The organism is Dehalococcoidia bacterium (genome assembly GCA_035574915.1).
In the GTDB taxonomy this organism is placed as follows: Bacteria; Chloroflexota; Dehalococcoidia; order DSTF01; family WHTK01; genus DATLYJ01.
Window position 1 is genome coordinate 45,070 of the sequence record DATLYJ010000078.1, and the last position, 22,967, is coordinate 68,036.

24 protein-coding genes are annotated in these 22,967 nt (G+C 65.6%); 16 read left to right on the forward strand and 8 right to left on the reverse strand.

Annotated elements, in window-relative coordinates; translation table 11 throughout:
- Positions 1-4: 4 nt before the first annotated feature.
- Positions 5-703 (reverse strand): helix-turn-helix domain-containing protein, encoded by a 699-nt coding sequence (locus VNN10_07375; protein HXH21834.1) that lies wholly within the window; start codon positions 701-703, stop codon positions 5-7.
- Positions 704-953: 250 nt separating this feature from the next.
- On the opposite strand from VNN10_07375, the gene VNN10_07380 reads away from it, so the two are divergent.
- The 6 genes from VNN10_07380 (at position 954) to VNN10_07405 (ending at position 5,451) form a co-directional block, all read left to right on the forward strand.
- Complete coding sequence (locus VNN10_07380) at positions 954-1,910, forward strand: ABC transporter substrate-binding protein (protein ID HXH21835.1); 957 nt, start codon at positions 954-956, stop codon at positions 1,908-1,910.
- On the forward strand, positions 1,864-2,880 hold the full coding sequence (locus VNN10_07385; protein ID HXH21836.1) for an iron ABC transporter permease: 1,017 nt from the start codon (positions 1,864-1,866) through the stop codon (positions 2,878-2,880). Before VNN10_07380 ends, VNN10_07385 begins: the two co-directional genes overlap by 47 nt.
- The gene (locus VNN10_07390) at positions 2,877-3,689 is read left to right on the forward strand and encodes an ABC transporter ATP-binding protein (GenBank protein HXH21837.1); all 813 of its coding nucleotides are present in this window, start codon (positions 2,877-2,879) and stop codon (positions 3,687-3,689) included. Before VNN10_07385 ends, VNN10_07390 begins: the two co-directional genes overlap by 4 nt.
- Positions 3,690-3,798: 109 nt before the next feature.
- Entirely contained in the window at positions 3,799-4,167 is a 369-nt protein-coding gene (locus tag VNN10_07395; GenBank protein HXH21838.1) for a hypothetical protein, read from the forward strand.
- Positions 4,168-4,190: 23 nt separating this feature from the next.
- A complete protein-coding gene (locus VNN10_07400; GenBank protein ID HXH21839.1) occupies positions 4,191-4,847 on the forward strand; it encodes a 50S ribosomal protein L25 in 657 nt (218 codons plus the stop codon).
- 313 nt (positions 4,848-5,160) lie between these two features.
- Positions 5,161-5,451, forward strand: a complete 291-nt coding sequence (locus VNN10_07405; GenBank protein ID HXH21840.1) for an antibiotic biosynthesis monooxygenase family protein — start codon at positions 5,161-5,163, stop codon at positions 5,449-5,451.
- Between the two features lie 6 nt (positions 5,452-5,457).
- Here the strand turns inward: VNN10_07405 and VNN10_07410 are convergent, their stop codons facing one another.
- The 5 genes from VNN10_07410 to rpsT all read right to left on the reverse strand — a co-directional run bounded on the left by VNN10_07410 (position 5,458) and on the right by rpsT (position 10,201).
- The gene (locus tag VNN10_07410; GenBank protein ID HXH21841.1) at positions 5,458-7,605 is read right to left on the reverse strand and encodes an HDIG domain-containing protein; all 2,148 of its coding nucleotides are present in this window, start codon (positions 7,603-7,605) and stop codon (positions 5,458-5,460) included.
- A gap of 158 nt (positions 7,606-7,763) precedes the next feature.
- Complete coding sequence (locus VNN10_07415) at positions 7,764-8,213, reverse strand: GatB/YqeY domain-containing protein (GenBank protein ID HXH21842.1); 450 nt, start codon at positions 8,211-8,213, stop codon at positions 7,764-7,766.
- A 91-nt stretch (positions 8,214-8,304) separates the two neighbouring features.
- On the reverse strand, positions 8,305-8,490 hold the full coding sequence (gene rpsU, locus VNN10_07420; GenBank protein HXH21843.1) for a 30S ribosomal protein S21: 186 nt from the start codon (positions 8,488-8,490) through the stop codon (positions 8,305-8,307).
- A gap of 201 nt (positions 8,491-8,691) precedes the next feature.
- On the reverse strand, positions 8,692-9,732 hold the full coding sequence (locus tag VNN10_07425; protein HXH21844.1) for an alcohol dehydrogenase catalytic domain-containing protein: 1,041 nt from the start codon (positions 9,730-9,732) through the stop codon (positions 8,692-8,694).
- Positions 9,733-9,739: 7 nt separating this feature from the next.
- Complete coding sequence (gene rpsT / locus VNN10_07430) at positions 9,740-10,201, reverse strand: 30S ribosomal protein S20 (protein ID HXH21845.1); 462 nt, start codon at positions 10,199-10,201, stop codon at positions 9,740-9,742.
- A 170-nt stretch (positions 10,202-10,371) separates the two neighbouring features.
- Here rpsT and VNN10_07435 point away from each other — a divergent pair, with 170 nt between their 5' ends.
- From VNN10_07435 to VNN10_07480, 10 genes are all read left to right on the forward strand, one after another.
- Complete coding sequence (locus VNN10_07435) at positions 10,372-11,004, forward strand: MBL fold metallo-hydrolase (GenBank protein HXH21846.1); 633 nt, start codon at positions 10,372-10,374, stop codon at positions 11,002-11,004.
- Between the two features lie 728 nt (positions 11,005-11,732).
- Positions 11,733-13,454: a biosynthetic-type acetolactate synthase large subunit gene (ilvB, locus tag VNN10_07440; protein HXH21847.1), complete on the forward strand. Its 1,722-nt coding sequence runs from the start codon at positions 11,733-11,735 to the stop codon at positions 13,452-13,454.
- A 24-nt stretch (positions 13,455-13,478) separates the two neighbouring features.
- The gene (ilvN, locus tag VNN10_07445; GenBank protein ID HXH21848.1) at positions 13,479-14,069 is read left to right on the forward strand and encodes an acetolactate synthase small subunit; all 591 of its coding nucleotides are present in this window, start codon (positions 13,479-13,481) and stop codon (positions 14,067-14,069) included.
- 2 nt (positions 14,070-14,071) lie between these two features.
- The gene (locus VNN10_07450; GenBank protein ID HXH21849.1) at positions 14,072-14,875 is read left to right on the forward strand and encodes a DinB family protein; all 804 of its coding nucleotides are present in this window, start codon (positions 14,072-14,074) and stop codon (positions 14,873-14,875) included.
- A 115-nt stretch (positions 14,876-14,990) separates the two neighbouring features.
- Complete coding sequence (locus VNN10_07455; protein ID HXH21850.1) at positions 14,991-16,538, forward strand: 2-isopropylmalate synthase; 1,548 nt, start codon at positions 14,991-14,993, stop codon at positions 16,536-16,538.
- A gap of 110 nt (positions 16,539-16,648) precedes the next feature.
- Positions 16,649-16,936: an AbrB/MazE/SpoVT family DNA-binding domain-containing protein gene (locus VNN10_07460; protein ID HXH21851.1), complete on the forward strand. Its 288-nt coding sequence runs from the start codon at positions 16,649-16,651 to the stop codon at positions 16,934-16,936.
- Complete coding sequence (locus VNN10_07465; protein HXH21852.1) at positions 16,845-17,348, forward strand: PIN domain-containing protein; 504 nt, start codon at positions 16,845-16,847, stop codon at positions 17,346-17,348. Before VNN10_07460 ends, VNN10_07465 begins: the two co-directional genes overlap by 92 nt.
- 6 nt (positions 17,349-17,354) lie before the next feature.
- Entirely contained in the window at positions 17,355-18,770 is a 1,416-nt protein-coding gene (gene leuC, locus VNN10_07470; GenBank protein ID HXH21853.1) for a 3-isopropylmalate dehydratase large subunit, read from the forward strand.
- 85 nt (positions 18,771-18,855) lie between these two features.
- Positions 18,856-19,452 carry a 3-isopropylmalate dehydratase small subunit gene (leuD, locus tag VNN10_07475; GenBank protein HXH21854.1) on the forward strand — a complete coding sequence of 199 codons (597 nt, stop codon included), beginning with the start codon at positions 18,856-18,858 and terminating at the stop codon, positions 19,450-19,452.
- Between the two features lie 16 nt (positions 19,453-19,468).
- Positions 19,469-19,903, forward strand: a complete 435-nt coding sequence (locus VNN10_07480; GenBank protein ID HXH21855.1) for an SRPBCC family protein — start codon at positions 19,469-19,471, stop codon at positions 19,901-19,903.
- A 113-nt stretch (positions 19,904-20,016) separates the two neighbouring features.
- Here the strand turns inward: VNN10_07480 and VNN10_07485 are convergent, their stop codons facing one another.
- Both VNN10_07485 and VNN10_07490 read right to left on the reverse strand, forming a co-directional pair.
- Positions 20,017-21,459 carry an NADH-quinone oxidoreductase subunit N gene (locus VNN10_07485; protein ID HXH21856.1) on the reverse strand — a complete coding sequence of 481 codons (1,443 nt, stop codon included), beginning with the start codon at positions 21,457-21,459 and terminating at the stop codon, positions 20,017-20,019.
- A complete protein-coding gene (locus VNN10_07490) occupies positions 21,456-22,967 on the reverse strand; it encodes an NADH-quinone oxidoreductase subunit M (protein ID HXH21857.1) in 1,512 nt (503 codons plus the stop codon). The genes VNN10_07485 and VNN10_07490 overlap by 4 nt, the downstream gene beginning before the upstream one ends.

Below are 22,967 nucleotides of genomic sequence, written 5' to 3' on the forward strand. Positions count from 1 at the left end.
CGGCCTATTCGGGGCCGCGGCTGACGCGCAAGGTGACCGAGAGGTCAGCGGTAGCCTTCGTATTGGCGGCCGGCGTCTGGGAGAGCACCATTCCCCGCGGCGCCGTCTTGTCGGGCACGGCGATGACCACGTAGTCGATCTGCTGGTCGCGCAGCACGGCGAGGGCGCTGGCCTCGTCGGCGCCGACGAAGTTCGGCACCAGCCCGGCCTGGACGGAGATCGGCCGGCCCTGGAACTGTCCGGAAGCGGGTGTGGCAGCGAGGGGTGGCTGGATCACCTGGGGGTTGCTTACGACCGTGCCCTGGGGCAGGCGCGGCGTGTTGTCGATGACGCCGGCATCGCTGCCGGTCGAAAACAGGAGCAGGCCCGCACCGATCAAAAAGATGCCCACGAACGCCGCGATCACCCAGTTCATGCTGATGGAGTTGCCCACGGGCCGGCTGATCGCGGGCAGCGGCGTTATATCGACGGTGAGTTCCTGGTTGGGAAAGACGCGGATGAGTTCCTCCGGATTGAGGCCCAGGTAGCGGGAATAAGTGCGCAGAAAGCCGCGCGCGTACACGGGCGCCGGAAAGACGGAGAAGTCCTCGTTTTCCAGGGCCTGGAGGTAGCGCTTCGAAACGTGAGTGTCGCGCTCGGCGTCTTCGAGCGTTATCGCCCGCGCCCGCCGGGCGCGCGACAGGGTATTGCCGAGTTCAGCCATATGTTACGGCGGGGTGAACCCACTATAGGCAAGGCCTCGCAAGACCGTCAAACAGGATCGCCGTATCAGCTTTCGAGAGAAGCGGCCTGATGCCCCCGGGGCACGGGGGCAGCGCGCACGCCGCCCCTGCCTTGCTTGCGCCTTGGCGCGCGCCGTGTGACACTCTTTGTGCCCCGCGAAAATCTACTCAAAGATATACACAGGTATAGATAGATTTTCGCGATTTAATCATCTCCTCGGGAGCAGCAAGATGCACCTCAGATGGCCTCTTTTGATCGCACTGCCCTTCGTCGGGCTGACCCTCGCCTGCGGCTCGGGCGGCGATGAAGAGCGGGCGACCTCCTCTCCCACCGCCGTGACCCGAAAAGTCGATGTGTCGAAGGACGACCTCGGCCGTACCGTCGCCGTCCCGGCCTCGCCGCAGCGTATTGTCGCCATGAGCCCCTCCGTCGTCGAACTGCTCTTCGCCGTGGGCGTGACGCCGGTCGGGCGTCCGTCGTCGGCGGACTATCCGGAAGCCGCGAAGGCCGTGCCCCACTTTGGCACCAGCTACCAACCCAACTACGAAGAGATCGCCGCGATGAAGCCGGACCTCATCATCGCCGACGCGGTCATTCACAAGGACACGGTGGCCGACCTCGCTCGCCTTGGCGCGCCCGTCTGGGCCGTGCGCGTCAACTCCTTCGATGACGTGACGGCTGGCCTGCGAAAGGTCGGCGCCCTCACGGGGCGCCAGGAGGCGGCCGAACGCGAGGCAAAGAAGCTGGAGGACCAGCTTGCCGGCATACTGGCGAAGAAGCCCGCCACCTCGCCCTCTGTGATCGTCGTGGTCGCCGGCGGCCCGACGCAGCTCTTTGCCGGCCTCAATGACTCCTACGTCGGCGACATCCTGAAGCGCCTCGGCGCGCGCAACGTCCTCTCGAACGAGCCCGAGACCTTCCGGCTGCCGGGGTTCAGCGACTACAGCATCGAGCGGATCGTCGAGAAGAACCCGGACGTGATAATCGCCATCAGTCCGGGCCGTCCGAACATCACCACTCAGGCAATGTCGGCCAGTCCCGTATACGGCAGCCTCAAAGCCGTGAAGGAGGGCCGCGTGCACGAGGTCGACCCGGTCATCTACCTGCAGGCAGCGGGTCCGCGAGTGAGCCTGATTCTCGATGAGCTTGCTAGAATCCTCTATCCAGACGTTTTCAAGGCCAGCTGACCGGCGCGTCTTCGTCCCCTTCGCCGCCCTGGTGGCGGTGATGGCGGCGATCGTTGTCGGTATCGCGGTGGGGCCGGTGTACATTGGCCCCGGCACCGTCCTGAAGGCGCTCTTCGGTACGGCCTCGGCGACCACGGAGATCATCGTCGAAGACATCCGCCTGCCGCGGGTGCTGGTCGGCGCGATGGTTGGCGCCAATCTGGCAATGTCCGGCGCCATCCTCCAGGGCGTCACCCGCAACCCGCTGGCAGACCCTCACGTATTCGGGATCTCCTCCGGCGCCGGCGCTATCGCGGTGGCCGGCATCATTTTCTTTCCGGAAGTGCCCTTCTACCAGGTGCAGATGGTGTCCTTCTTTGGCGGCCTTGCCGCCGGAGGGCTGGCATACGCCATGGCCTGGCGGGGCGGCGTTTCGCCGGCGCGGCTCGCGCTCGCTGGCATCGCCGTCACTTCCATGCTGACGGCCGTCATCTCAGCCATGCTCGTGACCTCCCAGCTCTCGGCCCAGATCGGCCTGCGATGGCTCATCGGCGGCCTCCTGGGGCGCAACTGGGAGGACTTCTGGCTCCTGCTGCCCTATTTCGTGGGAGGAAGCGCCGTCGCGATGGCGATGGCCCGCCAGCTCAACGTCATCGCTCTCGGCGACGAGGTCGCGACGAGCCTGGGCCAGCACGTCGAGCGCACGCGCCTGGCCCTCACCGCGATAGCGGCGCTGCTGGCCAGCAGCGCCGTAAGCGTCGCGGGCCTGATCGGGTTCGTGGGCCTGATCATCCCTCACTGGGGCCGGCTGCTGCTCGGGAACGACTACCGCTTCCTCATCCCAACGTCGGCGCTCTTCGGCGCCTGTTTGCTCATCTTCGCCGACACCGCCGCGCGCACGGCCTTCGACCCGCGTGAGCTTCCGGTGGGCGTCCTCACGGCTGTGCTCGGAGGCCCCGTGTTCGTCTACCTCGTCCGGAGGCGAGCATGAAGCTGCGCGCCGACAGCATCGACGCCGGTTACGACGGAAGGCTGGTCCTGCGCGGCCTCGACATCGACATCGCCGAGGGCGAGATAGTGACCCTGGTGGGGCCGAACGGCTCCGGAAAGTCGACGATACTGCGCGCCCTCGCCCGGGTCCTCAAACCCAGGGCCGGCGCAGTCCTGCTCGATGGCAAAGCGATCTCCTCGCTTTCGACCCGCGAGGTGGCGCGCGAGTTGGCCCTGCTGCCCCAGGGCCCGACGCTCGCCAACGACATGACGGTCGAGGAACTGGTGTGGATGGGACGCAGCCCGCACCAGGGCCTCCTTGGCGTGCCCACGCGAAGTGACCGCGAAGCGGTGGCCTGGGCGATGAAGGAGACCGCGGTCATCGACCTGAGGCGCCGCGGCATGTCGACGCTCTCCGGCGGCGAAAAGCAGCGTGTCTGGATAGCGATGGCGCTGGCCCAGCAGCCGCGCGTCCTCCTTCTCGATGAACCCACGACGTTCCTCGACCTGAGCCACCAGATCGAGGTCCTGGACCTCGTGCGATACCTGAACAGGGAGCACGGGATTACGGTGGTGATGGTCCTGCACGACCTCAACCAGGCCGCGCGCTACGCCGGCAGGGTGGTGGTCGTGAACGACGGGCATGTCGACTGTGAGGGGCCGCCGGGCGTCGTACTGACCTCGGACACCCTGCGCCGGGTCTTCGGAGTCGATGCAGAGGTGATCTCCGGGCCAGGCGGCATCGAGATGGTGATCGTCCCCCTCGGCCGCGTGGCGCCAGCGGCCCAGGCGCAAGTGGCTCCCCTCTAACCGGGGAACTCGCGCCGTCGCCACCCCGCCAATCAGCCGACCAACCGGCCGAGGTTGCCTGCGGTCCTGGCATTTGTTAAGGTCGAAGCCGCTAAGAAGCGACAAGGACGTGTTTACGAACGACTACCAGTCTGAACGGGTGAACGTCGAGCGCAGCGCGGTCCGTAGCGTTACGGCCGCGAACGCCCAGGTTGACCGCTCGATGGTCCAGCGCCTCACCTCGGACGCGCTCTCGGCGAACCAGAGCGTGATCGGCATCGCCAACGCGTCCACGATCGAGCTGAAAGGGAGCAGCGCCGGCGTTGCCGCGGCGGACTACGTCCGCATCGAAGACGGCCGTGTCTTCCTGCTGCTCGCGCCCCGCGTGAACGGTAACCTCCAGGCCGTGCTCACAATCCCGGCCGCCTTCGCTTTCGGCGCCGGGTATTACATAGCCCGAAGGCTGCTGGGCGCGGCCTTCAGCCGCAAAGACAGCTAACCTAACTTTCGGAGAGGACTCTCATGGCCCGTAAGGAGCTGACACTTGAACCGCGCACGGTGACCGGCAAGAAGGTCGCGCGGCTGCGCCGGGCCGGCATCTTGCCCGGGAACATCTTCGGGCGCCACCTGCAATCCGTCGCGGTCCAGGTCGAAACGTCGGCCCTCATCAAGCTATTGAGGGCGTCCACGAAAAATGAGGTCATCGACCTCAAGCTCGCGGGCGAGCGCACGCCGCGGCCAGCTATCGTCCAGCACCTGAGCCGCGACCCCCTGGACGGGAGTCCGCTACACGCCGACTTCTACCAGGTCTCGCTGCGGGAAAAGATGCGCGCGGACGTGCCACTGGTACTCGTGGGCAGCTCCGAGGCCGTTTCGACCTACAACGGCGTCCTCACCCAGCAGACGGACGTGCTGCACATCGAGGCGTTGCCGCTCGACATCCCCGCTCATATCGAGGTCGACATTTCGAAGCTGAAGGAGCTCGACAGTTCCATCCATGTTTCTGACCTCAATGTGCCACCGACCGTAACGGTCCTGACGCCACCGGATGTCGTGGTCGCTCAGGTGACAGCGCCGCGCGTCGAGGAAGTCGAGGAGGTCGAGGAGGCGCCAGAGGAGGCACCGGAAGCCGTGGAAGAAGCAGCGCCGTCGGCGGAGGAGAAGCCCGGCGAGGAATAGCCTTGAGCCTCGGCCACACAACAGGGACCTGCCTTAGCGGCAGGTCCCTTGCATTTCTGGTGCGCAGACCCGGCCAAGGGCGGCCTCCGCACCGGCGGGGCGGCTGCAGCAGGCGCGCTGGCCGCGATGGGCCGCGCACCCGTCATAGTCATCATCGGCTCGTGGGCCTCGAGCTTTTGCTGTTCCCCGGACTTACGTGCTCGAACGGCCATAAATCCGTGTAAACACGCAGGCATTTGGTCGACCGGGCAGTCAAAATCTGGCAGAGTCCAGGGCACGACCGCCTTGAGTACAAGTTCAGGAGGGGATCGAAATGTACGGGACTGTTGCTAGATTCACGCTCAAACCCGGCATGGAGGCGAAGCTCACCGAGGAGATGAAGTCCTACGAGAGCCTGAACATCGACGGGCACATCTCGACGACCGTCTACCGGATGGACGACAACCCGAACGAGTTCTACATGGCCGTGATCTTCCGCGACAAGGCGTCCTACCAGAAGAACGCGGACGACCCGGAGCAGGACAAGCGCTACCAGCGCCTCCGGGCCCTGCTCGCCGCGGACCCGGAGTGGCACGACGGCGAGATCATCTACAGCGGCAAGTAGTCGCGCCTAGGGACGCCGGTCGAGCAGGCGCGGCAGCGCCCGCCGGCGCAGCCGCAGCTCTGCCGGCGTCGGCGCCGGGTACTCGACCCGCGGGTGGTAAACGGCGCGCAGCGTCTCCTTGAAGGACTGCGCCAGGGTGCGGATGTCGCGCAGCGTGAGGTCGGATTCGTCCAGCTGGCCCTCGGCCAGGCGCTCGGCGAAGACCTCGTCTACCAGCTCGCTGATCCGCTCCGGCGTATGTTGCGCGCTTGCCCGCACCACCGCCTCGCAGGAGTCGGCGAGCATCGTGATCGCTGTCTCGCGCGACTGGGGCCGTGGACCCGGATAGCGGAACTCGGCCGGCGAGACCATCGGGTCGGCTTCTGCCGCCTTGCGGTAGAAGTAGGAGACTAACCGCGTGCCGTGGTGCTCCGGTATGAACGCGGCAACGCGCGCCGGCAGGCCGTACTGGCGCGCCAGCGCAAGCCCGTCCGTGACGTGATCGATTATGATGCGGGCGCTGTCGGCCGGCTCGAGGGCGTCGTGCGGGTTGCCCTCACCGAACTGGTTCTCGACGAAGAAACCCGGGCGCATGAGCTTGCCGATGTCGTGGTAGTAGCTGCCCACGCGCGCCAGCAGCGGATCGGCGCCGATAACGTAAGCGCCCTTCTCCGCCAGGTTCGCGACGATCACGCTGTGCTGGAAAGTAGCCGGAGCCTCCTCCTGCATCCTGCGCATGAGCGGCTGGCTGAGCTGCGACATCTCCAGGAGCTGCAGGCGGGTGGTGATGCCGAACACGGAGCCAAGGGTCACGAAGATACCCGCTGAGAGAAAAGCGCTGATGCCGCCATTCGCGAAGCTCGCGAGGATCATCCAGGCGAAGTCATTCGTCTCCCGGTTCGGGTCGATTAGCCAGGATGCGGCGAGCACGGACAAGGTGGCGATGCCGACGGAAAGCCCGCCCAGCAGGTAGTGACTGAAGCGCTCGGCGCTGCGGATCGCGAGCACGCCCGCGACGCCGCCGAACCCGAAAGCCAGGGCCAGCCGAGCGAGGTCGACGGTGCCAACCAACCCGACGACCGTCAGGTCCGAAAGGTACACGGCCGAAAAGCTGGCGAGCGAAGCGATGCCTATCGCCACCACGAGCGCGAGCTCGACACCCACGGCCCCCGCGACAACCATTGGCGCCGCCGCGACCGGCAAGAGGAAGGCGAGGAAGTGGCGGCTGTCATCCGGCAGGATGAGGGGCAGATAGAACTTCATCGCGAACACGGGGCCGACGAGCGCCAGCCCGACAGCGAGCAGCTGGCGGTAGTTGAACAACACCCTGGGCCTCAGCGCCCTGATGGCAGCGACCGTCCCGACCGCCGAGAGGACCGACATCAGGGCAATCCCGCCGAGGAGGTCCGGGTCCCAACGCTGGCTCAGCAGCCCGGCCTGGAGCAGCGCCTCCCGCGCCTCGGCCGTAACGGGGGTGTCTTTCTCGACGATGGGCTGGTTCTTGGCGAAGGTGACCCGCACGGTCGCCACGCTCGCCCGGGCCGCCTGGCGTTGAGCCTCCGTCCGCGCCTGGTCGACCGCCAGGTTGGGCGCGATCAGCGGCCGCACGATCTCCGAAATGAGCGTCGCCTCCTCGCGGTCGAATCCCGGGTCTACGTACGTGACCGCCCGCTCGCGCATGTCCGAGATCTGGGACGGCGGCAGCGACTGGTCGAGGATGGTGCCGAGCGTGCGCCGCGCCTCCCCCTGCACGCGCTGCCACTCCTGAGGCGTCATGGTGAGCAGCAGCGTTGCGCTGCGCTGCGAGAGGCTCAGGTTCTCGATCCGGCTCAAGGCCGTAGCCTTGGCTGCCTGGTTTAGCTGCGCATCGTCCCTGACCGCCGAAATTCGGGCGAGGAGATTGCTCATCGCCGTCTGCTGGGTAACGGCAACCGAGGGGTCGTAGATCAGGGACTCCGGGACGGCGGCCGCCGCCTCATCGCGTCGTTTTTCCGTGAGCGCCTGGCTGGCGAAAGAGATGTCCCGCGGCGCATGGACGGTCCGAAAGGCGATGTCACCTTCTTTCAGGTTCACGCTGCCGGCCGTCACGGGCAGGAGCGCGGCGAAGAGGGCCAGGGCCAGCAGCGTCGTCGCTACGAGGGTTATCGTGTTCGAAGGAGTGCGCTCGTTCGGCATGGCGTAGCCGCCTACAGTCCATCATATCCGCTGCCGGGGCGGCCCGATGGCGGGGCCGCGCCCAGCCGATGCGCTGGACGTAGTCGTAACCCGGGTGCAGGTCCGGAATGCGGTGTTTTCGGGAGCTTTCTCGCGACCTCTTGGAAGTCCGCCGCCTTTCAGGCGCCGCCGAGGAGCTCTGTCACCACCGCGTTGACCTCGGCTCCATCGGCCTTGCCACGGAGCTGGGCCATGAGGACCGGCATCACCTTGCCCTTGTCGCGCGGGCCGCTGGCACCTACCTGCTCGATGATCTTGCGCGCCTCGGCGACGATCTCCTCGCGCGAGAGTTGTTGGGGGAGGTAGCCCATGAGCACGTCGATCTCCGCCTGCTCCCTGTCGACGAGGTCCTGGCGGTTTCCCTTGCGGAACTCCTCGATGCTCTCCCGCCGCTGCTTGACCTCTCGCGCCAACACAGCCATGACGCCGGCGTCATCAAGTGGGCCGCCGGCGGCGATCTCGGCGTTGTGCACCGCGGAGAGGGCCATGCGGAGGGTGCTCTTGCGCGTCTCGTCGCGGGCGCGCAGGGCCTCACGGAGATCGCGGTTCATCGTCTCTTTGATGCTCATATCGCTTCGCCGCCTGCTCGCCAGCGGGGCGCGAGCACGACTTCAGGTGCAGCAGGGCTGCCTGTGTGGAATTCGGGCGGGGTCTTTGCGGTCAGGAGGAGGACTTGCGGCTCTTGCGGCGCTTGGCAGCGGCCTTCTTCTTCCTCTTTACGCTGGGCTTCTCGTAGTGTTCGCGGCGCCGCGCTTCAGCGAGTATCCCGTCTTGCTGGACCTTCTTGGTGAACCGCTTGAGCGCGGACTCGAAGGACTCATGTTCTCCAACGATTACTTCAGCCAATAACGCTTCCTCCTTCGCCCCGTGGGATCGGACTGAACCAGAAAAAGTGTAGGGTCAGCGCGCGAGAGGCGTCAAACGAAGACTGTGCGGGCATCGTGGGCCTGTCCCGCTGAAGTGGCCGGTGAATCTGTGCGGGCGGACCGCTCGGGTGATCCTGTCACAGAAGGCTTAACAGGCGCCGAGAACGACCAGGGCGCGCTCTCAAGGTGTCCGGACGGAAAACACTACTTCCGACTTCAACCCCTCATGCTCGAGGCGGGTTTCGTACGCCCTGGGCGCCTGGTCGATCGAGAACGTGTGCGACACGATCTGGCGAAGGTCAGGGAGCGAGGGCAGTAGCTCCAGCGTCCTCCGGTACTGGTCGATGGTGGCGTTCTGGGAGCCGGTCAGGACCAGCTCGTTGTAGTGGATGACGTTGGGGTCAAGGTTGACGATGGTCTGGGGCGGGAACCCGGCGAAGAGGCCGATGTAGCCCTGACGGCGTACGGCCCCGAGAGTGGAAGCGACCGCCGGCCCCACGCCAGCGGTCACGACCGCCACGTCGGCGCCCTTGCCGTCAGTCAGCTCCTTGACCCGCGCCCCGAGGTCCTGGGAGGCCGGGTCAATCGTGTCGACAGCGCCGAGCTTGCGAGCCCAGGCCCGGCGCCCTTCCTCCGGCTCGCTGGCGATGACCACGGCGCCGAGCCGGCGTGCCAGCACCAGGTGGAGCAGGCCCATGGGGCCGGCGCCGATGAGGAGCAGCGTGGTGCCTCCGCCCACGCCGAGCAGCTCGAGCGAGTTGAGGACGCAGGCCGCCGGCTCCAGCAAGGAGGCCTGCTCCAGGGGAAGGCCCGCGGGCAAGGGAAAGACGTGCCCCAGGCGCACGATCGGCGCCGGTACGAGGACGTACTCGGCGAGCCCGCCGTTTTCGTCATAGCCCAGGGTGACCCGCTGCGGACAGCGGTTTCTCTTGCCCACGCGACAGAACTCGCACACCCCGCAGGCGATGATGGGACAGAGCGCTACCGCCTGCCCGGCCTGGAGCCCCGTCACGCCCTGACCAATGGCAGCAATCGTGCCGGAGATCTCGTGCCCGGGAATGACGCCGGGACGGGCGTACTTTTCGCCCTTGAAGACACGGACGTCCGAGTGACAGAGGCCGGTAGCGCCGGTGCGCAGGAGGACCTCACCCGCTCCGGGCTCGGGGTCGGGGACATCGAGGACGGCTAGCTCACCCGGTCCCTTGAAGACGCAGGCCTTCATGCGCCGCCTAGCTGGTCTTCTTCGCCCGCGGAGTCCTGGTCTTGGTCTCGGCCTTAGGCTCGGCCTTGGGCCGTCGCGGCGGCGCCTTCTTCGCCGGGCTCTCCTCCGCCTTGGGAGCGGACGCGGTAGCGCCACGGCGCGGCGCCGGCTGCTCAGAGGCGGCGGCAGGCGATGTAGCCGCGGCGGCGACCGCGTTGGCTGTCGCGAGGTTGAAGCGCTTCAGCAGGCGCGACTTGCTGCGCGCGGCGGCGTTCGGGTGGAGCACGCCCTTTTGCGCTGCACGGTCAAGCCCGCTGATCGCCTGCCGGACGTAGCTTTCGGCGTTGGCGACATCGGCGGCAATGTACGCGATCGCCTTCCCTACGAGGGTCCTGGTCTTGCTCTTGATCGAGCGGTTTCTCTGTCGGCGCTTGAGCGACTGGCGCAGGCGCTTTCGGGCGGATATGCCTTTCCGGCTCGGCTTCGGCAAGGGGGTCTCCTTAAGGGGATGCCCGCTCGGGCGGACAGGGTATCTGGATCGTAACTGACCGGCCTCCGTCTGTCCACCGGATGACAGGCCGTCGCGGCGATTGTCCATGTGATTTTGCTCGAACGCCTATGCGGATGTCCTTAACCGCGACAAGCCGTATCATGCCGGTAGTGGAGATCACATGGCTTGGACAGAACTGTTTCCGCCTGCGTGGGCGGGAGGCGGTCGCGCTGACGGACCCGTGCCCGCCGTCGACCGGTTTCAAGATCGGCAAGGTCGGCGCCGATGTCGTGACCATTAGTCACGACGGCGCCGAGTCCAACTACAGACAAGCAGTCCAGGGCGAGGCCAAGTTCGTCTCAGCCCCCGGCGAATACGAGATCGCCAGCATCCTGATTACAGGCGTACGCACCCGCCGAGATAAGAAGGACGGCCAGGTACGGAACGTCGCCTTCGTCCTCGATATCGATGACATCCGCGTCTGTCACCTCGGGCTGGTCAGCCAGGTCCCACACGCCGACGATGTCGAACAGTTGGTCGGCTGCGATGTCCTCCTTGTTCCGGTGGGCGGCGGCGGCGCCCTCAACGCCCGCGCCGCCGCCGAAGCCGTAAGCCTGCTGGAGCCAAAGATCGTCATCCCCATGCGCTTCAAGACGGCGGGCGCCACCGGTGACCTGGAAGGAGTCGACCGTTTCCTGAAGGAGATCGGCGCCGAATCCAGGGCGCCGGAAGCGCGCCTCAACGTCACAAAGAGCAGCCTCCCTGCAGACACCACTGTCGTGGTCCTGGAGCCTCGCGGCTAAGTACCACGTCATCGCCGCGCCGAGGATCCTCCCTGGAGTTGCGCCTGCGACCACCCATGCCGGGCATGACACTGGCTGCCCCTAAGGCAGCCTTCCTCCACGCCTCCGGCACCGGACTCCCGACGCCGGACATGTGGAACCGGGTAACTAGTTATTGACAACGCATTACGGTCGCCCTAGGCTTGATACCTGAACTCAATAGCGCACGGCGTCGAAGGGTAGTAGTAGGGGATCGCCTCGGGCGATCAGCGAGCCGGGACGGTGGAAGCCGGCAGCCTTAGCGCCCCGAACTCGACCCGGAGCCCACCGGCTGAATCCGAGTAGGCCAGTGCGGGTAAGCCCGATACAGCGAACGAGGTGCCCTTTCGACAATCACGAAGGGGAACCAGGGTGGTACCGTCCCGTCTCCCCGGGGTCCCTGGAGAGGCGGTTTTCTTTTGATGCGGCCCGTTGGGCAAACTTAACGAGAGGCAACGTCAGGCAAGTGACGACGATGAGCCGAAACGCAGCGCTGGAGGCCGATAAGGTCTCGGTCGATGCTATGCAGCTTCGCCGAGACCGGGCGGTAATCGCTCGCGTGGTCGGCTCGGGCGCGGCCGGACCCAGGTCGCGGCTACTGAGCCTCCTCCTTACTTAGCCCCGTCCCCCGAAGCCCATCGGGGACCGCAACGGGGCGCACCTCAGAATCTCAGTCAGTCGAAATCGGCTGTCCGTCCTAAGGAGGACGTATGAAGCTCACTGGCGCGCAAATAGTCATGGAATGCCTCCAGCGCGAGGGCGTGGAGGTCGTCTTCGGCTATCCGGGCGGGGCCAACCTGCCCATGTACGACACCCTCAAGGACTATCCCAACATCCGCCACGTCCTCGTCCGGCACGAGCAGGCAGCGGCCCACGCCGCTGACGCTTACGCTCGCGTCACGGGCAAGGCCGGAGTCGCCTGGGCGACCTCAGGCCCCGGCGCCACGAACCTGGTGACCGGGATCGCTAACGCCTGGATGGACTCGGTGCCCCTGGTCTGCATTACCGGCTCCGTCGTCACCTGGCTCATCGGCCGGGACGGCTTCCAGGAGGCCGACATCACAGGGATCACCATCCCCATCACCAAGCACAACACTCTCGTCCTCAATGTGGAGGACATCGCCCCGGCGATCCGTGAGGCCTTCTATATCGCCACGACAGGCCGCCCCGGTCCGGTGCTCGTCGACATCCCGCGCGACATCCAGCAACAGGTGTGCGAGTTCATCTACCCGGAGACGGTGGAATTGCGCGGCTACCAGCCCGTGACGAAGGGTAACGCCCGCCAGGTGAAGCGCGCTGCCCAGCTCATCGCGGAGGCGCAGCGGCCGCTGATCCTGGCCGGCCACGGCGTCAACATCGCCCGCGCCCACGAAGAGCTGCGCGAGTTCGCCGAAAAGACGCAGATACCGGTGATCACCACTCTTCTCGGGCTCGGCGGCTTCCCCGGGACGCACGAGCTCTTCATGGGCATGCCGGGCATGCACGGCATGTACTGGAACAACATCGCCATCGGCGAAGCAGACCTCATTATCGGCATCGGCATGCGCTTCGACGACCGGGTCACGGGCAAGCTCACCGAGTTCGCACCGAACGCGAAGATCATCCACGTGGACATCGACCCGGCCGAGATCGGCAAGAACGTCCCCACCGCCGTGCCCATCGTCGGCGACGTAAAGGAGGTGCTGGGCCAGCTCAACCGTGAGGTCTCCCCCGCCCGCCACGACGAGTGGATCGGTTGGTTCCGCCGCATGCAGAAGGAGCACCCTTCGATCCTGATCCCGGAGGTCGACAAGCTCCTCCCCCAGTACGTGATCAAGTCCATCTACGACGCATCCGGGGCCGACGCCTACTACGTCACCGGCGTGGGACAACACCAGATGTGGGCGGCGCAGTACTTCTGGGTGGACAAGCCCAACGGCTTCATCACCTCCGGCGGGCTCGGGACCATGGGCTTCGAGGTGCCCGCGGCCATGGGCGTTCAGTTCGCCGCGCCGAAGGAGACTGTGTGGTCGATCTGCGGCGATGGCGGGTTCCAGATGACCTCTCAGGAGCTCGCGACAATCGTCGAGTACGAACTGCCGGTGAAGTTCGCGATCATCAACAACGGCTACCTGGGAATGGTGCGTCAGTGGCAGGAGATGTTCTACAAGAACAACCTCTCCGCGGTGCGCATGTACCAGCCGGACTTCGTCAAGCTGGCGGAGGCTTACGGCATGACGGCACTGCGAGTGACTGACAAAGCGCAGGTCCGGGGCGCCATCGACGCGGCGCTCAACCACCCCGGCCCGGTGCTGATCGACTTCCAGGTCGAAGAGTACGAAAACACCTACCCGATGGTGCCGCCGGCGACCGCGCTCAAGGACACGGTGGATTCACCCTACACCTACGAGGACATCCGGCCGCGAGAGCGCGAGCGGGCGGGCTCGCGATAGGCCTCGAGGGCAAGGAGAGAGCACATGCCGAAGTCTGAACACCACACAATCGTCGCCCTCGTCGAGGACAAGCCGGGCGTCCTGAACCGCATCGCCTCCAAGTGGCGGCAGCGCGGCTTCAACATCGAGTCCCTGGCCGTGGGCCATTCCGAGACCCCGGGGCTGTCGCGCATGACCTTCACCGTCGACGGCGCCCGCCACGACATCGAGCAGGTCACGAAGCAGCTCTACAAGGTGATCGAGGTCGTGAAAATCGCCGACATCACCTCAGAGGACATCGTCGCCCGTGAGTTGGCGCTGATCAAGGTCGCCGCCGGCCCGCAAAACCGCGGCGAGATTATCGAGATCGCCACCCTGTTCCGGGCCAACATCGTCGATGTGTCGGCCGACTCGTTGATCGTCGAGGTGACCGGCACCGAGGACAAGATCGAGAAGATCTGCGAGCTGCTGCAGCCGTACGGCATCAGAGAGCTCGTGCGCACGGGCCGGGTGGCCATGGGCCGCGGCGGCGGCTCCAGCGTCAGCGTCAACGGTTCCGGCCGCCTCTCCGCCGGCACGCACGGCCGCTATCGCAGCGCCGGCGAGGGCAAACCTCAGGTAGGGAGCCTGCTCTAGCCGTGAGCGGTCAGGCGAACGTCGAGCCGAGGGTATACCGGGCAGGCCTGGCCCTCCGTGAGGGAAGCGTCGAGGCCGTTGTGTTCGACCTGCCGGGGTGTCAATGCGTGGCTTCGGACCGGGAGGAAGCGCTCAACTTGCTGCCCGTGGTCATTGCCGAGCACCTGGCCTGGCTAGACCAGCACGGTGACGTCACGCGCGACGCCTTCCCCTTTCAGCTCGACGTGGTGGAGGAGGTCGAAGTCGACGCGCTCACCGACATCGCCGACGGCGAGTTCTGCTTCGACGATGACAGGCGACCCACCACGCGCGAGGAGGTCGAGACGGCCCTGCGGCACATGTCCTACGCCCGCGCTGACCTCCTGGCCGCGGTACGCCACCTGCCCGATCTGGTGCTGGACTGGGTACCACCGACCGGCGCGGTCGAGGTGGACAGGTGGGCGCCGGCTGTGCGGAGCGTGCGCGGTATCCTCGACCACATCGCCGGCGCGGACGGGTACTACGTCCGGAACGTTGGCTCCGCGCCCTGGGCCGGGCCTGCAGGCCCGCAGCCCGGCGGCCTCTTCGAGATGAGAGAGCGCGTCGTCCAGCGGTTGCGCACGCTGAGCGAAGCAGACCTTGCTGCCGAGTACAGGAAGCGGCAGCCGTGGCAGGCTGCGGGCTTCGAGCACTGGACAGCGCGAAAGGCGCTGCGCCGGATCATCTCGCACGAGCGCTTCCACACCAGGGAGATCGAACAGCGACTGGCCTGGTTGCTGATCGGTGCGCCGAAGCTTGCCCGGGTCGCCACCGGGAGCAGGGCATGAGGCAGCGAGAGTTCCATACCCTCAGACTCCGACGGCCCTCGCCCCGAAGAGGGCGGAGGGCCTCCAGACGTGACTTCCACGCTATTGCCCGATTACGGGTGCCAGGAGGTGAGGGATGGACAAGGTATTGATTTTCGACACATCGCTGCGCGACGGCGAGCAGTCGCCGGGCGTGGCGTTCAACGTGCGCGACAAGCTCGAGATCGCGCAGCAGCTCGAGCGCCTGGGGGTGGACATCATTGAGGCCGGCTTCCCCGCCAGTTCGCCCGGCGATATGGAAGCCGTGAAGGAAGTCGCGAAGGTCATCAAGACCTCGCGGCTGGCGGGGTTGGCCCGCGCGGTCAAGAACGACGTAGACGCCTGCTGGGAAGCCATCAAGGACGCGAAGTACCCGCGTATCCACGTCTTCCTCTCGTCGTCGGACATCCACTTGATGCACCAGCTCGTGAAGGACCGCGAGACCGTGCTCGAGATGGCCCGCACGATGGTGGCCAGGGCGAAAGGCTACACCGAGGACGTGGAGTTTAGCCCCATGGACTCGACGCGCTCGGAGCGAGAGTACGTCTACCGGATGCTGGAGCAGTGCATCGATGCCGGCGCGACGACCGTGAACATACCCGATACTGTCGGCTACACGACGCCGGAGGAGTTCAAGGAGTTCATCGAGGGCATCCTGGCCAACGTGAAGAACATCCACCGGGCGACGATTTCGGTGCACTGCCACAACGACCTTGGCCTCGCGGTCGCGAACAGCCTCGCGGCGGTAAAAGCCGGCGCCCGCCAGGTCGAGACCTGCATGAACGGCATCGGCGAGCGCGCGGGAAACGCCGCCCTCGAGGAAGTCGTGATGGCTATCAAGACGCGCGCCGACTTCTTCAACGTCGAAACCAACGTCAATACACGCGAGCTGTACCGGACTTCGCGCCTGGTGTCAGACCTGACAGGGATGGTGGTGCAGCCAAACAAGGCCATCGTGGGCGCGAATGCTTTCCGGCACCAGTCCGGTATCCATCAGGACGGAATCCTGAAGATGCGCGAGACTTACGAGATCATGGATGCGCGGGAGATCGGCTGGCCGACCGGCGGCGGCGAGATCGTTCTGGGGAAGCTATCGGGCCGCCACGGCTTCAAGGCCCGCCTGGACGAGCTCGGCTATGAGCTGACGTCGGACGAGTTCGAGCGCGCCTTCGCCGCTTTCAAGGAGCTAGCCGACAAGAAGGCCGAGATCGATGACCGCGACATCGAAGCCATCGTAGGCGAGGAGCGGCGCGAAGAGGACAACGTCTTCAGGCTCGACCTGCTGCAGGTGAGCTGCGGAACCCAATTGGTTCCCACCGCCACCGTACGCCTGGCGACGCCTGACGGCAGGACGCTGGTCCAGACCGCAACCGGCACCGGGCCTGTAGACGCTACCTATCGGGCGATTAACGCGCTCGCCGGGGTAGAGAACGAGCTCACGGAGTTCTCCGTCAAGAGCGTCACCGAAGGCATCGATGCTAACGGCGAGGTCTTCGTGCGCATCGAACGAGACGGCCGCTCGTACACGGGCCGGGGCGTGGACACGGACATCATCGTGGCGGCGGCCAAGGCAGTATTGCAGGCGATCAACCGCCTCCTTTACGTGCACGGACGCCAGGACTCCCAGGTAAGGACCAACCCCTGATGAAAGGCCGGAAGCCACGCCGAAGGACACCTGAGTACTTGCCAAGCGTTGCGGCTGATAGTAAAGTAGCTGAGGCCGCAGTAAAGTATGAGGTGGAGGAGGGACCGGCAGTGAGCACGATAAGCAGCAAAAACCAGATAACCCTGCCGGCGCACCTCCTGCGGGAGATGGGCCTGGGCCCGGGGGACCGCCTGGCCGTAGGCCGGGAGGGTAACCGCCTGGTCCTGCGGCCGCGTCCGCGGGACTGGGTCAGGCATTACGCCGGCAGCCTGAGCGGGCTGTATGGCGCCACCCGGCAGGAGGCGGATGCCTACATCAAGGGCCTGCGGACAGAAGACGCGCGCGCGGCGGAGATCGAGAGGGCCTGGGCTGGTAGGGAAGGAAGCGCTCGAGAATAGCCGGCGCTTCTGCCTCGATACGAGCGCCGTCATCTACTACCTCCAGGGCATGCAGCCCTATCTGCGCGTCCTCCTGCCTCTCCTCGACCGCGTCCGGGATGACGAGGCCATCATGGTCCTCTCGGCGATCACCGAGGCGGAGCTGCTCGTCAAACCGGAGCGGGACGGCAACCGCGAAGCGGTCGAGATGATCGAGGACTTCCTGTCCGAGGACGGGATTTACGTGGTAGAGATGAGCCGCAGCATTGCCCGGCGGGCGGCTCGCCTCCGCCCCGTGAACAGGATCAGCATTGCGGATGCCGTTATCATGGCCACAGCCATCGAAACTGGTTGCGACTTGCTGCTCGGCAACGACACCGCCTGGACGAAGGTCGGCGGCCTGCCGTTCGTCCGTCTGGAAGACCTGAGGTAAGACGAAATGCCTGCTCCAAGGACCCTCTCCGAGAAAATCTGGGAAAGCCACGTGGTGGCGCGGGAGGAGGGCAAGCCCGACCTCCTGTACATCGACCTCCATCTCGTGCACGAAGTGACATCGCCACAGGCGTTCGAAGGACTGCGGCTTAGCGGCCGCCGGGTGCGCCGGCCTGACCTGACGCTCGCCACTGTCGACCACAACGTGCCGACGGAGGACCGGAACCTCCTTTGGCCGGACCCGCTTTCGGTCCAGCAGGTGGAAGCTCTGCGCCGCAACACGGAAGAGTTCGGTATCCCTTACTTTGGCATCAACGACCCGCGGCAGGGCATCGTCCACATAATCGGGCCGGAGCAGGGCCTTACGCAGCCAGGAATGACGATCGTCTGCGGCGACAGCCACACGTCGACGCACGGTGCTTTCGGCGCGCTTGCCATCGGCATCGGGACCTCCGAAGTCGAGCACGTGCTTGCTACCCAGACGCTGCCGCAATCGAAGCCGAAGACCATGGCCGTGGAGGTGAACGGTTCCCTTCACGACGGCGTGACCGCGAAGGACGTCATCCTCGCCATAATCCGCCACATGGGCGTCTCCGGCGGCATCGGCCACATCATCGAATACCGTGGCGATGTCATCCGCGCCCTTTCGATGGAAGGCCGCATGACCGTCTGCAACATGTCCATCGAGGGCGGAGCGCGGGCGGGCATGGTGGCGCCGGACGACAAGACGTTCGCTTACATGGAGGGCCGCCCGCACGCACCGAAAGGCAAACGGTGGGAGCAGGCGCTGGATTACTGGCGCAGCCTGCCGACGGACGAGGGCGCTACCTTCGACAAGGTGGTGCAACTCCAGGGCGAGGACATCGAGCCCTGCGTGACCTGGGGCACCACGCCGGCCCAGAGCGTGCCCGTCACGGGACGCGTGCCCGACCCGGAAGCCATGGCCGATCCCGCTGCCCGGGAGCTGGCGCTGCGGTCGCTCAAGTACATGGACCTCCGGCCGGGCACGGCGATCGAGGACATCCACCTCGACAAGGTCTTCATTGGCTCCTGTACCAACTCTCGCATCGAGGACCTGCGGGCCGCGGCGGCTATCGTGAAAGGTCATCGCGTCCACAAGAACCTGAAGGCCATGGTGGTGCCAGGCTCAGGCCTCGTGAAGGCCCAGGCGGAGCAGGAAGGCCTCGACAGGGTCTTTATCGAAGCCGGCTTCGAGTGGCGTGAGGCGGGCTGCTCGATGTGCCTGGGGATGAACCCGGACATTCTCCTCCCGGGGGAACGCTGCGCCTCTACCTCCAACCGCAACTTCGAGGGCCGCCAGGGTCCCGGAGGGCGCACTCACCTGGTGAGCCCGCAAATGGCCGCCGCCGCCGCTATTGCCGGCCACTTCGTCGACATCCGCAAGTGGGAGCGAAGAGACTGACTTCCCCACGCGAGGACGTCCGGCATCTCTAGTCGAGATGCTCGGATGTCCAGCGCTGGGGACTCCGCATATTGGAAGGAGCGCCGTGGAACCGTTCAAGACCGTTAGAGGCAAGGCCGTCCCCCTGAACCGGGCCGACGTAGACACCGACCAGATCATTCCCGCCCAGTACATGAAGCGCATCGAGCGCACGGGCTACGGCCAGTTCCTCTTCGATGCCTGGCGCAAAGACCCAGACTTCGTCCTGAACGATCCCCACTACAAGGGGGCGCCGATCCTCCTCGCCGGGCGCAATTTCGGCTCCGGATCGTCTCGGGAACACGCCCCCTGGGCGCTCCAGGACTACGGCTTCAAGGTGATCATCGCGCCGTCCTTCGCGGACATTTTTCGCAACAACTGCGCGAAGATCGGGCTTCTGACAGTCGTGCTGCCTCAGGAAGACGTCGATCACTTGATGGCGCGCGCGGAAGAGACGCCATCGATGGAGTTGGTGGTCGACCTCGAGGCGCAGACCGTGTCACTCGCATCAGGCACCTGGTCGCGCAACTTCGACATCGACCCCTTCGTCAAGCACTGCCTGCTCAACGGCCTGGACGACATCAGCCTGACCCTGCAAAAAGCAGACGCGATCGCGAGCTACGAGGCCCAACGCCCGGACTTTCTGCCCGTGACGACCAGTTGACACCTTGGCTGAGGTGGTGGCATCGATGGACATCGACGCGCCGCCGGCCCGCGTCCTGGCTCTGATCTCGGACCTCTCCATGCGGGCTCAGATCCTGCCGGACGGTTGGCGAGTGCTGCGCTTGCTGAGCGAGCAGCGCGGCGGCGTTGGGGCAGCGATCGAAGTCGAGGCGCGGATCGGCCCGCGGCCGACGACGCACGTCATCCAGATCCAGACCCTGCTCGACTCCGGCGGACAGCGGCAACTCATAGAATCGCCGCCGCCGGCGGACAATTACATTACGACCTGGACGGTGCGCGACAGGGACGGCGGCGCCGCCGTGCATCTACACACCGAATTCGAATACGGCGGCTTCATCGGCGAGTTCCTGGCCCGCAGGCACCTGCGCCGTGCCCACGAGCAGATGCTCGCGCGCCTCAAGGCGCTGGCAGAGCGTCGCGACGACACCTAGGACCAGCGTCTGCCGCGCACACTTGATGACGGACTCACTCAGGAGACGGCCAGGGCCCTGAAGCCCGGACGCCAGGCGCCGGCTTCCAACTCAGCGCAGCAGAGATATCGGTGCTAGAAGAGTACGCTAGCCACGCCATCGGTGAGCTCGTAAAGCGGCGCAGGATAGAGGCCGACGACGAAGATGCCGACGGTCAGCACCGCGACCGCAGCTTTCATCACCAACGGCACGCTGAAGCGCTCCGTATTCGTCGCGGGGCTCACATACATCTCCCTGATGACGTACAGGTAGTAGTAGAGGCTTATCACGCTGGCCACGACGGCGACGCCGGCCAGCCAGAGATAGCCTTCCTCGGCGACGGACTGGAAGAAGATGAACTTCGTGAGGAAGCCGGCGAAGAGTGGCATCCCGGCCAGCGAGAACAGGGCGACAGCGATGACCGTGGCCAGTAGCGGCGAACGGTCGGAGGCGCCGCGGAAGTCGCTCATCTCCTCGGCCCCGGTCTCGTTGTGGTAGGCGATGATCGCCGTGAAGGCAGCCATGTTGGTGATGATGTAGCCGGTCATGTGCAGGAGGAGCGCGCTCGTCACCTCAGGCGAGAGCGCGACGAGGCCCATAAGCATGTAGCCGACCTGCCCGATGCTGGAGTAGGCGAGCAGCCGCTTGATGTTGTGTTGCTGGAGCGCGATCACGTTTCCGGCCACCATGGTCGCCGCCGAGATCGCCGCGACCATGAAGCGCCAATCGTCCACGACGGGCATGAGGGCGCTGCTGAACAGCCGTATGAGCAGCGCGAAGCCGGCCGCCTTCGAAGTAGCCGAGAGAAAAGCCGTGATCGGCAGCGGCGCGCCCTCGTAGGCGTCCGGCGTCCACATGTGGAAGGGCACGGCCGCCACCTTGAATCCCAGGCCGGCGACGATCAGCGTCAGGCCGAGCAGGGTCGGCGCCGTGAAGCCACTGGTGCCATCCGAAAATGCTTCGGCGATAGCGTCATAGGAGGTCGACCCCGCGGTGCCGTAGATGAAGCTGATGCCGTAGAGCAGGATGGCCGAGGAGAAGGCGCCGAGGAGCATGTACTTCATCCCACCCTCGTTCGAGCGGTTATCGCTCTTGGCGTACGAGACGAGGATGTAACTGCTGAAGCTCAGGACCTCCAGGGAGATGTAAGCGGTGAGCAATTCGCGCGAGGCGGCCATGTAGATAGCGCCCGCGGTCGCGACCAGAAGCAGGGCATAGTACTCGCCGGGATGACGGAGCCGCTGCTGCACGAACTGGGCGGATGCGACTACCACGAAGAAGCCGATGGCCGTGAAGAAGCAGCGGAAAAAGGTCGTGTAGTCGTCGATGAAGATGAGGCCTGCGAAGTCGTCCTCGGTGTCCAGCCAGGCGAATGAGAGGGCAAAGACACCCGCGAGCGTAGCCGCAGCGATCCACGGCATCAGGCGCTTCGGGAAGCGCGGCGCCGCCAGGTCAAGCCCGACCAGGACGGCGGCTACCAGTCCCAGGACGTATTCCGGGATGAGGAGCGAGTAGTCGAAGTTGAGTCCCTCTATCATCCGATCCCCGGCAGGTGGTTAACGACGGTGTCCGAGATGCGGTCCACGAACGGGTCAGGCCAGAGCCCCATGAAGAGGATGAAGACGATTAACAGGGCGCCGCCCACTGCCTCGTAGCGCGTCATGTCCTTGAGATCGCCCCAGCGCGCCTCGTTGAACTGCCCGAAGAAAGACAGCGCCAGCAGGCGGAAGATGTAGACTGCCGTAATCCCGGCGCCCAGGACCGCGAGAACTCCGGCCCACCAGTACTCGCTGAAGGTGCCGACGAACACGTTGAACTCGGCCACGAAGCCCGAGAGCCCGGGCAGACCCACGGAGGTAAGCCCGGCGATCGTGAAGTAGATGGCGAAGCGCGGCATCTTTCCCGCCAGGCCGCCGAACGCGGCCAACTCGCGCGTGTGCGCCTGGTCGTAGACCGCTCCCACCATGGCGAACATGAGGGCCGTCATCACGCCGTGCGAGAACATCTGAAGCGCGGCGCCGTTCAGCCCCACCGGGTCCAGCGTTGCCAGGCCCATCAGCACGTAGCCCATGTGAGAGACGGAGGAGTAACCAATGACGTACTTGAAGTCCGTCTGCGCCAGGGCTGAGATTGCCCCGTAGACGACGTTGATCGTCGCCAGCACGATTAGCGCCGGCATCCAAAACTCGGCGCCCTCCGGCATGAGTTGGATGCCGAGGCGGAGTATGCCGAAAGCGCCCAGCTTCATCAGCACGCCGGCGTGCAACATCGACACTGCCGTCGGGGCTGCCACGTGGCCGTCCGGCGACCAGGTGTGGAATGGCCACAAGCCGGCAAGACAGCCAGCGCCGACGGCGAACAGAGGGAAGACCCACTTCTGGAAGTCCGTATCGAACTCCGCCCCGTACAGCGCCGTCAGGTCGAACGTGCCCACGTCCGCTTCCGCGAAAGTGGCGAAAATGGCGATGAAGATGAGGACGGAGAAGGCCACCAGCATCATCATGAGCTTGAGGCCGCTGTACTCCTTCGTCCGCAGGAACGTCGGGAAGCGGGTGCTCGAGCCCCAGACCGCGATCAGGAGGTACATCGGCAGCACCGCGAGCTCGTAGAAGAAGAAGAAGGCGAACAGGTCCAGCGACGAGAACGTGCCGAAAACGCCCGCGACGAGCAGCCAGTAGAGGATGAAGAAGTCTTTGTTCTTGTTCTCGATCTTCCAGGAGATCAACACGCCCGCGAAGGCCACGACACCGTTGAGCAGGATCATGCTCGCGGCAATGCCGTCCACGCCCAGGTAAAGGCTGATGCCGTGTTCGCCGAGGATGCCAACGTTCTCGATCCAGTCGTAGCGCAGCAGGAAGTCGAACTGCTCTTCGCCACCCGGCTCATAAGCAACGAACACGTAGACGGAGATCACGAAGCACACGAGCCCGATCAGTGCCGACAGGTAGCGGACGAGGTCCTTGCGCTCACCCGGCACCCAGAGCAGCGCGAAAGCGGCCGCGAGCGGCAGGACGATGAGCGCTAGCAGCGCGTGACCTTGCTCCAT